General features: G+C 46.8%; 8 protein-coding genes and 2 pseudogenes. 9 read left to right on the top strand and 1 reads right to left on the bottom strand.

Annotated features, from left to right (window positions below):
* The 8 genes and pseudogenes from G470_RS13305 to G470_RS0109585 form a co-directional block, all read left to right on the top strand.
* Positions 1 to 255, top strand: a pseudogene (locus tag G470_RS13305) (ISLre2-like element ISAot1 family transposase); the annotation flags it as partial.
* A gap of 255 nt (positions 256 to 510) precedes the next feature.
* The gene (locus tag G470_RS0109555) at positions 511 to 1,395 is read left to right on the top strand and encodes an N-acetylneuraminate synthase family protein (protein WP_028274625.1); all 885 of its coding nucleotides are present in this window, start codon (positions 511 to 513) and stop codon (positions 1,393 to 1,395) included.
* Between the two features lie 17 nt (positions 1,396 to 1,412).
* Positions 1,413 to 2,576, top strand: coding sequence for an acylneuraminate cytidylyltransferase (locus G470_RS0109560; RefSeq protein WP_028274626.1), 1,164 nt, complete (start codon positions 1,413 to 1,415; stop codon positions 2,574 to 2,576).
* Between the two features lie 160 nt (positions 2,577 to 2,736).
* Positions 2,737 to 3,939 (top strand): polysialyltransferase family glycosyltransferase, encoded by a 1,203-nt coding sequence (locus G470_RS0109565; RefSeq protein ID WP_028274627.1) that lies wholly within the window; start codon positions 2,737 to 2,739, stop codon positions 3,937 to 3,939.
* A gap of 113 nt (positions 3,940 to 4,052) precedes the next feature.
* Positions 4,053 to 7,343, top strand: coding sequence for a DEAD/DEAH box helicase (locus tag G470_RS0109570; RefSeq protein WP_028274628.1), 3,291 nt, complete (start codon positions 4,053 to 4,055; stop codon positions 7,341 to 7,343).
* 104 nt (positions 7,344 to 7,447) lie between these two features.
* Entirely contained in the window at positions 7,448 to 9,226 is a 1,779-nt protein-coding gene (gene recQ, locus G470_RS0109575; RefSeq protein WP_028274629.1) for a DNA helicase RecQ, read from the top strand.
* 105 nt (positions 9,227 to 9,331) lie between these two features.
* The gene (locus G470_RS0109580) at positions 9,332 to 9,661 is read left to right on the top strand and encodes a four-helix bundle copper-binding protein (RefSeq protein WP_028274630.1); all 330 of its coding nucleotides are present in this window, start codon (positions 9,332 to 9,334) and stop codon (positions 9,659 to 9,661) included.
* Positions 9,662 to 9,916: 255 nt separating this feature from the next.
* On the top strand, positions 9,917 to 10,456 hold the full coding sequence (locus G470_RS0109585; protein WP_035445515.1) for a hypothetical protein: 540 nt from the start codon (positions 9,917 to 9,919) through the stop codon (positions 10,454 to 10,456).
* A gap of 60 nt (positions 10,457 to 10,516) precedes the next feature.
* Here G470_RS0109585 and G470_RS13310 read toward each other — a convergent pair whose 3' ends face one another.
* Complete coding sequence (locus tag G470_RS13310; RefSeq protein ID WP_035445517.1) at positions 10,517 to 11,266, bottom strand: helix-turn-helix domain-containing protein; 750 nt, start codon at positions 11,264 to 11,266, stop codon at positions 10,517 to 10,519.
* Between the two features lie 237 nt (positions 11,267 to 11,503).
* Here G470_RS13310 and G470_RS0109595 point away from each other — a divergent pair.
* A pseudogene (locus tag G470_RS0109595) lies at positions 11,504 to 11,737 on the top strand (IS30 family transposase); the annotation flags it as partial.

The following is an 11,737-nucleotide window of genomic DNA, read 5'->3' on the forward strand; positions in this document are numbered from 1 at the left end:
GGCCGAAGCTGGACAAAAAAAGGAGCTAGCCACGTTGTGGCAATTCTCACTGCAGAGAAAAATGGGCTTTTACAGACAGCTTTAACAGCTGAAATAACAGATAAAGTCGAATCACTAGGTGAAGAGATTAAAGGAGCTGTCCGTCAAGCGTTAAAGAAAATAGATTCTACGGCCCAAACAATCCAAACGGGTTCTATCGTCAATTATGGTCCGAAAAGCAGCTTTATAGGCCAACTAGCCCTTTCATTTAGTTAAATGAATAGAAACAAATAACCGCATTTATATTAAGGGTCATTTAGAATAAAGGTTACCGAGGAAAACTTGACGCATACTCCTCGTTCTTATAATTGGACATTTTGTTTGAGATTAGATTATACTAAGAGTAGTCGCTCAAAATCTCATGCTTAGCTTTTAATTGTGCTCAGCGTTGAAAGTTTATTCTTTGTGCTGAAACAATATAGCCTTGAGAGGCTGAGCGGGATACACATTTCATATTGGGAGGTTTTTGTAATGGAGAAAGCAACCGTTATTGCGGAAATTGGTGGGAACCATAAAGGGGACATGGAGATCGCCAAAGAAATGATCAAGATTGCAAAAATTTTCAGCAATGCCGATGTGGTGAAATTCCAGAAGCGGGATGTTGAAGAATGGACACGCCGTAAACCAGAACAATACAATGCAGCGCACCCTGTGCCGGCAAATGCTTACGGAGAAACCTATAAAGAACACCGGGAAAACCTTGAGTTCGATGTCGACCAGCACCGTGAATTGATGGAATACTGCGAAGAAATGGGTATTACTTACAGCACTTCCGTCTGGGACATTCAATCTGCCAAAGAAATTGCAGAATTGAACCCAGTGATGATTAAAATTCCTTCTGCCTGCAACACTGACTATGAGATGTTGGAATGGCTGGCAGACAACTACAAGGGTGAAATCCACGTTTCAACGGGGATGACCACTCCAGAAGAAACAGACAAATTCATGAACATCTTCTTTGATCGTGGACGCGGAAAAGACGTTGTCTTGTACAACTGCACATCCGGTTACCCGGTTCCATTTGAAGACGTCGCGTTGTTGGAGATCAACAACTTGAAAGCGAAATACGGTGACAAAGTGAAAGCCATCGGATTCTCGGGTCACCACTTGGGAATTGCAGTGGACGTAGCGGCGTACACGTTGGGTGCGACCGTCATCGAACGTCACTACACATTGGACCGTACATGGAAAGGAACTGACCACGCAGCTTCCTTGGAGCCAAACGGTTTGCGCAAATTGAAACGCGACTTGGATGCAGTTGGAAAAGCGTTGGCGTACAAGAGCCAGGACGTATTGGCGATTGAACAAGTCCAGCGCGACAAATTGAAATATGTTTCGGAACCAGCTGCGAAATGAGCGACGGTGACAAAGCAATGAAAAGCGTGGCAATCATACCAGTAAGGGGCGGATCCAAAGGCATTCCGGGCAAAAACCGGCGAAAAGTCTTGGGACGCCCGCTTTTCGCTTGGTCTTTGACAGAAGCGGTTTTCAGCCAACTGGATGAAGTGTATTTATTTACGGACGATCCATACATCAAAGACTTTGCGGAACGCGAATACGCCTGGACCGATAAAGTCAAGGTCATGGAACGAAGCGAGGAGAGTGCCACCGACACCGCCAGCACGGAAATGGCGATGTGGGAATTTTCTGAGCGCATCAACCATGACTATGACATCTTGTGCCTGTTACAGGCGACGTCTCCGTTGACCACACGCGACGACATCAACCGTGTACTGGAAAAAACGGAAAGCGACGCATACGACTCGGCGTTGACCGTTGTGGAGACCGGGCACTTCTTTTGGAATGAAAAAGGAGAAAGCCTGAACTACGATTACCGGAACCGTCCGAGAAGACAGGACTTCGATGGAACGTTGGCGGAAAACGGAGCCGTGTACGCCGTGAAAAAAGAGACGTACATGGAAACCAAAAACCGTCTGGGCGGCCGCATCGGTGTTGTGCGCATGCCGGAAGACACGCTCACAGAAATTGATGAGCTGAACGATTTGGTGGTGTGTGAGAATCTGTTGCGCAACCGTCTTCGGAAGCTGAAAGGGACGCCTTCACCGATCAAAGCGGTGGTCTTGGATGTCGACGGGGTGTTCACGGACGGCAACATCGTCTATTCCACGGACGGCGAGTTTTCCAAGGAATTCAACATGCAGGACGGGATGGGCTTCGAGCTGCTGCGGGAAGCGGAGATTCCGGTCGTCATCATGACGAGCGAAATTACCGACATCGTGGCGACGCGGATGAAAAAACTGAAGATCGATCACGTCCACTTGGGCGTGAAAGACAAGTTTTCCCGCCTGGAAACATTGCTGTTGAAAACCGGGTTGAAGCGCAAAGACATTGCCTATGTCGGCGATGACATCAATGACTTGTCCAACTTGTTGTCTGTGGGGTGGGGAATCTGCCCGAACAACGCAGTCGACGAAGTCCGGACCCAGGCAGACGTCGTTTTGAACAAATCAGGCGGCGCTAAAGCCATCCGGGAAGCCGTTCATTTCATCTTGAGCTACAATGAACGCTTCGCCTAAACGGCTTAAATAGCGAGAGTACTTATGACGGCTTTGGTCCTTTAGCGGATCAGAGCCGTTATTCCTTCGTATCTGTCCGATGGAAATGGACGCAAAAGAGCGCTTTCTGTTATAATGGATAGGTAAGTTTGTAAAAAAGAACGAGCAAGGAGGGGTTTGGATGATATTAGTTGTTTGCGGAACACCTTTCCAAGCATTGAATTTGCTGACCTTGCAAAAAACAGTGTTTAAAGATGAAACAGTCGACGTGGTGGTCATCGACCATACGCCTGTGAACCGCTCCATTTACAAAAAATTAAAAGAGATGGACCTCTTTAATGACGTCTTCTTCGCGGAGACCGTTCAGTATTCCAACGGCGGAAAATCAAACTATGGGTTTGTCCGCGACATGGTGGAGCTGAAACATTTCCTGAACAGCGACAAGATGACGAGTCAGGTTCCTTTCAAAACATACGATTACGACCGGGTGCTGGTCCCGTCTGACGACCCGCCTTCCCATGTGTTTTGGTACCACATCAAAAAACACAATCCGAATGCGGAACTGTATCTCAGTGAAGACGGCACTAAAACATACAGCTTCTTTGATTTGACGATGAGCAAGTTCAAGTCGTTTTATTTGAAGAAATTGTTCAAGATGGGCTTTTTCGAGGAAATCAAAGGAGCGTACTTGCACAGTCCAGAATACTTCCCGTATCAAGACCGCGGGCTGGATTTGGTTCGTATTCCACCTTTGGATAAAACAGATCCAGTGGTGAAAGAAGTGATGAACAGTGTCTTCGACTATGAGCCGGAAAAAGGCACCATCGATGACAACACGCGCTTCATCTTCTTTGACCAGGCATTCCAATTTGAATCGGAGTTGGAGGAACAAGCCCGTTTGTACAAATTGATCGAAAAGCACGCCGCTGCGGACGAGTTGGTCACCAAACTGCATCCGCGGAACAAGCGGCACGTGTATTCCCGCACTATGTACCAGAGTTATCCGTTTGAGCTCTTGCAGCTCAACAACAACATCGAAGACAAGGTGCTGATTTCAGGAGTCTCCACCGCTTGCTTGACGCCAAAACTGGTGTTCAACGAGGAAGCCCACGTGATTCTGCTGTACAAATTGCTGCGGTCGCCGATTTTCCAACAAGAACAAAAGGCGTATTTTGAATTTGCAGAGAAAGTCAAAAACGACTACGTAAACAAAGACCGCTTCTTCATCCCGGAAACGGAAGAAGAACTGGTGGACATCATCAAACACTTGTCTTTGAAACCGACACCGGTTGTTCAAGAAAGTATCCAGCCGGAAGAAAGTCTCACCGGCCAGTCTTTCAGCAGCATGGGGGTGGCGACGGAATTCGGAGACGAAAAAAAATAAACTTCCAAACCTGCCTCGGCAGGTTTTTTTCTTATTGTCAACGACTCTCCCGCAACGGGGAAATCTTTGTTATAATAGGAAGATACAATTAACGAAAAAAGGATTTGAATGGGTTGATTAAAAAACAAACTTTTCCAGATGCGACCATCAAAAGTTTGGCCTCAAACGAGATGGTGTATCAAAGAGGAAAAACATTATATGAAGAAAATAAAGTCGGCTTCCCGTACGGGGATTACGAAACCAATACGGTGTATCTGTCGGTAGAAGAAGAGAAAAATGTCACCGTCAACTTCCGTTTCTACAAAAACGGGGTCGCCCGGAAATATCACTGTACCTGCCCGGCTTTTGAAAGTTACCAGGGAGGATGCAAACACGTCGTGGCAGCGATGTTGAAGCTGAATGAAATCGATGCGGAAGACATCCCGGCTCAACAGGCGGAAGTGACCGAAGCGCAGCGCATGCGGAAAAACAGTGTCCTCAAACGCCAAAACGAAGAAGCTTTTCAGCGTCTGTTGGAAGACTACCGAAAAGAGCGCGCCATGAAGCTGGCGCCTTTTTCCAAAGAGCAAATTCAAATCGAGTACCAGTTGACCATCAACGGACCGGAACGGATGACCAGCTATGCGTTGACGATGAAAGTCGGCGTCCAGCATCTGTATGTAGTCAAAGATATGGAACAGGTGGTGGCGGACCTTCTCCGGGGAAACGATATTTCATTCGGGAAACGTTTCTCGTATTCAGCGAAACAACACCGAATCAGCCGGGAAGACCGGAAGATGCTCGAGATGCTGTATGACATCCAGCAGGTCATCAATACAGCGGGGCCGTATGCACCGCAAACGGACAAACAAGCCATGATGATTCCGCCCCAGTACGTCAAAATGATTTTGGAAAACTTAGCGGCAGTGGATGCCGGATATGTACTGATGGAAAATGTCAGTCAAACCAATCGCTGGGCGGAAAAAACGCCGGTTCAACCTAAAATTGCGGAAACCGCCACTCCGCTTCCGATTCACTTGACATTGGGACAAGATCCCGAAGAAGAAGGAGCGGTCCGTTTTGCGATTGCAGAGAGCGACCGGAAAGCCACACGTTTTTATCCAAAGACCAACATGCTGTCGGTGAACGGTGTGTTTCATTTTGTGTCATCTGAGCAGTACCATTTGATGGAGTCTTTGTGGAGCGCATTTCGTATGACAAGGTGGGAACCGATGGTGTTTTCACACGATCAGTTTGCATCCTTTGCATCGGAAGTCCTTCCGCAAATACGCAACCTCGTCGAAATTGCCATCGATGAGGAAGTGGAAAACGCCATTGTCAGCCCGAAATTGGAATCCAATCTCTACATCGACTGGCAGAACAACCAGATGTTTGTGCGACCGGTCTTTCGATACGGGGAAAAAACCATTCGCCCGTTTGACTCAGAAGAACTTGACTCGACCATGGACGACAAATGGTTTATCCGCGATATGGAAACGGAATACGAGTTATTGGAACTGTTGGGAGAAATTTGCAGCGGCTGGTCTCATTCAGAAGGGCATGCCTTAACCGACAATCTGGAATATGTTTCCATCTTTTTGTATGAAGGATTGGAAGAGTTGGCGGCTCGTTTCCAAGTGTATATGACGGCCTCTGCTCAACAGCTGCTGTACGATCCAGCTTCGGTTCCATCCCTTTCTTTGGAAATGAACGAGCAAACCAACTTGTTGGACATTTCGTTCCAAACCGAAGACATTTCCGGCGACGATTTGCAGCAATTGGTGTCTCAGTTGAAAGCCAACAAACAATATTACCGCCTCTCCAACGGAAAACTGATCAACTTGAAAGAGAAATCGTTCCAAGAGATGAACACAGCCCTTTCCAAACTGGACATTTCCGCTCATGAGATTGAAGAAGACATGTCGGTTCCGTTGTTCAAAGGGCTGGCGGTGTTGGACGACGCGGTGGTGAAAAAAGGCAACCGATTCAAAGAGCTGGCTCGTCAGCTGTTGGATCCGGAAGACGTGGCGTTCGATTTGCCGAAATCACTCGACGCATCCTTGAGACCGTACCAGGAAACAGGATTCAAATGGCTGAAGACATTGGATTACTACGGATTCGGCGGGGTGCTCGCCGATGATATGGGTCTGGGGAAAACTTTGCAGACCATTACGTTTGTTTTGTCTGCCTTGGAAGAAAAGGGAACAGAAGCAAAACCGTTCCTCATTTTGTGTCCATCCAGTGTGCTGTACAACTGGCAGCGGGAGTTTGCCAAATTCGCTCCAACCGTCGATACCAAACTCATCACCGGCTCGCGTCCGGAACGAGAAGCGGCCATCCAACAAGCTGCAGAAGACGGGACACCGGTTTGGATCACCTCTTATCCGTTGATTCAACGGGACGGCGAGTTGTACACAGACCAAGTTTTTGAGACAATCATTTTGGACGAAGCGCAGTACGTGAAAAACAGTACGGCCAAAACGACCGTGGAAGTCCGCGGACTCAAATCGCGGAATAAGTTTGCTCTCAGCGGGACGCCGATTGAAAACAACTTAGGGGAGCTGTACACGCTGTTTTCACTTGTCCAGCCTGGATTGTTCTCTACCCGCAAAGCATACAAAGAATTGGATAACGAAGCCATTTCGCAAAAAGTGCGACCGTTTATCTTACGCCGCTTGAAGCGGGATGTGCTGGAAGATTTGCCTGAGAAGACCGAAACAACGGAATACATCGATTTGTCCGAAGAACAGAAGAAAATGTACCAGACTCAGCTGGCTCTGATCCGCAACGAAATGGAAGACATGTTGGAGAAAGATGCGTTCGAATCGAACCGCATCAAAGTGTTGGCCGGATTGACCCGTCTGCGGCAAATTTGCTGCGCTCCGCGTTTGGTTCTGCCGGATTACCAAGGCGGTTCCAGCAAGTTGGAACGGCTGTTGGAGTATCTGGATGAGGCGCGTGAAAACGGGAAACGGGTGGTGCTCTTTTCTCAGTTCACCCAGATGCTGGCCATCATTCGGGAAAAATTGGACGAGCGCGGTTACGATTACCACTACCTGGATGGGTCGACGAAAAAAGAAGACCGTTTCGACTTGACCACCCGCTTCAACACAGGAGAAAAAGACATGTTCCTGATTTCCTTGAAAGCAGGAGGCACGGGGCTCAACTTAACCGGCGGCGACACGGTGATCTTGTATGACTCATGGTGGAACCCGGCGATTGAAGAACAGGCCGCGGACCGTGTTCACCGCTTTGGACAGAAAAAAGCGGTGCAGGTGATTCGCATGATTACCAGAGGGACCATCGAAGAACGAATCAATGAGCTGCAGGAGAAGAAACGCGAATTGATTGACTCGGTCATTCAAGTGGGTGAAAAAACCGTCACCGGCTTATCGAAAGACGAAATTCTGGCATTGCTCGATTAATTTATTTGAAAAAAATGCATCCAGCGGCAGAGGGGCCGGTTGTTATCCCGTTTGTCGCTGGAGTTTGTCTGTTTTAATGAAACAAAAATTTTAGGAGGACCTCCATGCAGCGCGCAGTAGACATTTTAAATACGTATTACGGTTATGAACACTTTCGGCCCGGACAGCAGGAATTGATTGACGGAATTCTTGAAGGGCAGGATGTGTTGGGTGTGATGCCGACTGGCGGAGGGAAATCCCTGTGTTACCAGATTCCAGCGTTACTTCTTGATGGGACGGCATTGATTGTTTCCCCCTTGATTTCATTAATGAAAGACCAAGTGGATACTTTGCAGTCGCTGGGCATCCAAGCCGCTTACATCAACAGTCAGATGGACCAGTTTGACTACCAAGAGACCGCCTACTTGTTGCGCAGCGGACAGGTGAAACTGTTGTACGTTGCGCCGGAACGATTGGGCAGCCCGGCATTTTTGAATCTTCTCGGGCAGATTCACATCAGTCTGGTCGCGGTGGATGAAGCCCACTGTATCTCGCAATGGGGGCAGGATTTCCGCCCGAGTTACCGCAGCATCGTCACGTTGCGCGAGTTTCTGGGAGATGGTGTCCCGTTTGCCGGATTCACCGCCACCGCCACCAACCGTGTGAAAGAAGACATCATCCAACAGCTCGAATTGCGGGAACCGATGGTGTATTCCGCCAGTTTCGACCGCCCGAACCTTTATTTTTCTGTGGTCCAATCCACAAACAAAAAGAGGGAACTGGTGAAGCAGCTGGACAAGGACCAGTCGGCCATCATTTATTGCAATACCCGCAAAAATGTGGAGAAGGTATGTGAATTTCTCGTGAAAAAAGGCTTCCCCGCCACTTACTACCACGGAGGACTGGCTCCGGAAGAACGCAGTGCCAGCCAAGAAGACTTTTTATATGACCGCAAGCCTATCATGGTGGCCACCAACGCATTTGGCATGGGAATCGACAAACCGGATGTGCGGAAAGTGGTTCACTACAATATGCCGCTGGATATGGAAAGCTATTACCAAGAAGCCGGACGTGCCGGACGGGACGGTGCACCAAGCGAAGCGGTGTTGTTTTATTCGAGCCAGGACATTTTGACCAATTCCTTTTTGATTGAACAAGGAAACGAGCCGCATGCCAAAGTGCGTCTGCAAAAGATGACCGGCTACTGCAAAACCGGCAGCTGTCTGCGTCGGACCTTGTTGCAATATTTTGATGAAGAAATGGACGGAATGGCGTGTGACCATTGTTCCAACTGCCACGGAGAAACAGAAACCATCGACATCACTGTGGACTGCCAAAAAATCCTTTCCTGTGTATACCGGATGGGACAGCGTTTTGGAACAGGAATGGTGACCGATGTGTTGCGCGGGAAAGACACCCAGCGCATCCGTGAACGGCAATTGGAAGAGTTGTCGACATACGGTATTTTGTCTAAACAAAGCGACGGGGACATCAAAGACCGGATTTCCTTGATGGTCGGCGAAGGCTATCTAGTGATGGCGGGGGACTCGTATCCGATTCTCCAGTTCACGCAAAAGACGCCGGAATTGTTGAAAGGCGAAACCACACTGTCCATGGTGAAACGGAAAAACGAAAAGAGAAAAGCTTCGCGTAACGAAGACTGGAAATCGGAAGAGTACGACGAAGAACTGTTTGAAAAACTGCGTCAGATTCGTTTGGGAATTGCCAACGAGATGGGCAAGCCGCCTTTTGTGGTTTTTTCCGACCGTTCTTTGATCGATATGTGCGCCAAACTGCCAACCGATGAAGAGGCGTTCTTGTCGGTTCACGGAGTGGGCGAAAACAAATTAAAAACATACGGGGAACCGTTTTTGAAAGCCATCCAAGAACATGTCTCCCTTTAATCCAACCCCTTCAGCTCAAACAGCGGCTGAAGGGGTTTTGTTTGATATGATTCATAAGGGCGTTCTATACTGAGAGTGTAAAAAAATGAGAAAGGAGAAATGGAAATGAATCCAGAATTAGCAACTGTAATTGAGAAAGCACATGAATGCCAGCAAGTCTGTAACATGTGTTTTGATGCGTGTTTGAAAGAAGATGATGTGAAGATGTTGGTGGACTGCATCCAATTGGATCGGGAGTGTGCGGATATTTGCGCGATGGTCGCCACATTCGCCAGCCGTGAAGGAGCCGTGACCACCGATTTGATTTCATTGTGTGCCACCATCTGCCAAGCGTGCGGAAAAGAATGCGAGAAACATACACACATGGAACACTGCCAAAAATGCGCAGAAGCTTGCTTTGAATGCGCAAGAGTCTGCCGCGAATATGTAGCTTAAATCGATAAACGAGCCGTTCGATGGGAGAGATTCCGATTGAACGGTTTTTTGTATTCAGATAGAATCATTAAAGTTTCCAATAGCAAATATTGAAAGAAGGCATCTTTATTCCTCTTGAGAATGTCTTTCGAGTGGAATAATAAAGAAGAAGCGCGACTATTTCTTTTGACAAGAAATAATTTTTCGAAAATGTCTTTTTCTATCTATAAAGGGTACAATGAAGGTACATAAGTGAAACAAGCAGGAGTGGATAGGATGAGTAACAAACCGAAAAAGTGGCATGGACTGCCGGCCAAACGGTTCCGGAAGTACCGGACGTGGATCAACCGGCACAAACCGGGAATTTGCGGAACTTATGTCAGCGCGGTGATGCTGGATGATTTGTTTCGTGAAGAATACGGAAGAGAACTGGACAAAGAAAAAGTGATTAAAGGACTAAAGTCGGTGATTGACGACCGGTTTCCTTACAAAGGAACCTTCCCGTGGGATTTGAAATTGGGTTTGAATTATGTGCTGGAGGACTTCCCGGAATGGAAAGCGAAGATGAGTTTGATTCCCGACAAAGTGGTGGTGGAACGATTAAACCAACCGGATCCCCGACCAGTGGCTGTAGGAACGACGAAAGTGCTGGGAAGTCCATATAAAAACCATTGGCTGGCGGTATACGCTTACGGATACAATGCGGATGGGAAGTTGTTTTTCAAAGGGTACGACAACCACGGCAGGTACACCGCAGTTGTTCCAGCTTCCCAAACATTCGGGTGTGTATGGATTGAGCAGGCGGATGAGGGCTAGAGAGCTAGCATAGAAAAAAGAGGCAGGGAATCGTAAAATGGTCCCTGCCTCTTATAATGTTTAGTCATCCAAAGAAATTTGTTTGACGTATTCCGTTGGAGTGACTCCTGTAAGCTTTTTAAATACTTTTGTGAAATAGGAATGGCTGTTGAATCCAGAAAGATAGGCCACTTCGCTTAATTGGTACATATCTTCGTGGAAATAATACATGGCCAAATACACTCTGTGTTGGTTGACGTAGCCGATGAAAGTCGTTCCCGTTTCTTGTTTGAATTTGCGCGCCAAATGTACCGGGTGCATGCCAAACAATGTCGCAACGCTCGTCAGCGTCATTTCTTCAGTCAGGTGTTCAATGATGTAGCTGACAATTTCCTTCATGACGCCTGAATAACTTTTCGTGGAAAATAGTTGAACAGCGGTGCAGTAGTCACGGAACAGATTGAAAAACACATCATTCTTCAAATACTCAATAGAAGGAGCTTTTTCAATCAACATCGAATAACGCTTTGAGATCAAATGTAAATAAGCAGGCATCAACCCACCATTCTTTGCCGCAATCCGGCTGTATGTATTGCAGATGACCAACTGGTTTTTCATCTCACGAAGCTCGTCCGTAGAAGTGACCGGATTTGTTCCGAACAAGTCTTCTTGAGAAGCCCAAATATCTAAGTATTCATTTAATATATCTTTGTTGCCTTCTGTGATGGCATCCGTAATTTGATCTTCGATTTGATAGCGAAAATCGAGCGCCTCACTATTTAGTTGTTGTAACTTTAATAACCGGTCTTGTTGTGTAGCTGTCTTTTCCATGATACCTCCTCCAATGTATATATATTACCCCGTTTTTATTTGTGCTGTCGTCTTTAAATATACCACAATATGGAGATAAAAAAACAACTATTTCAAAAAAATATATACAGGTTTTCGCCTAAAAAGAAAATGTAAACGCTTATAATTTCGTGGATTGTATAATTAAGCGAGACAGAAAAAAGACATGTTATGATACACTCAAATTAACCTACCAAAGCTAAGGAGAGTGCACCATACATGTCGTACACCCATCTTACCAAAACAGAACTCATATTCATAGAAGAATACTTTGCCATTAATCTCAGTGGTCGCGAGATTGCTAAAAAGCTTAAGCGAGGTCATGAAGCAGTCTACAGAGTAATCAGGAAGTTGAAAACGGGTAAAACAGCGATCGATATTTATCTAGAATACAAAGAAAACAAACAAAAATGTGGACGTAAACCTATTCAACTTCCTCAAGGTGAAGTTGAT

Source organism: Atopococcus tabaci DSM 17538, from assembly GCF_000429585.1.
GTDB classification, from domain to species: Bacteria; Bacillota; Bacilli; order Lactobacillales; family Carnobacteriaceae_A; genus Atopococcus; species Atopococcus tabaci.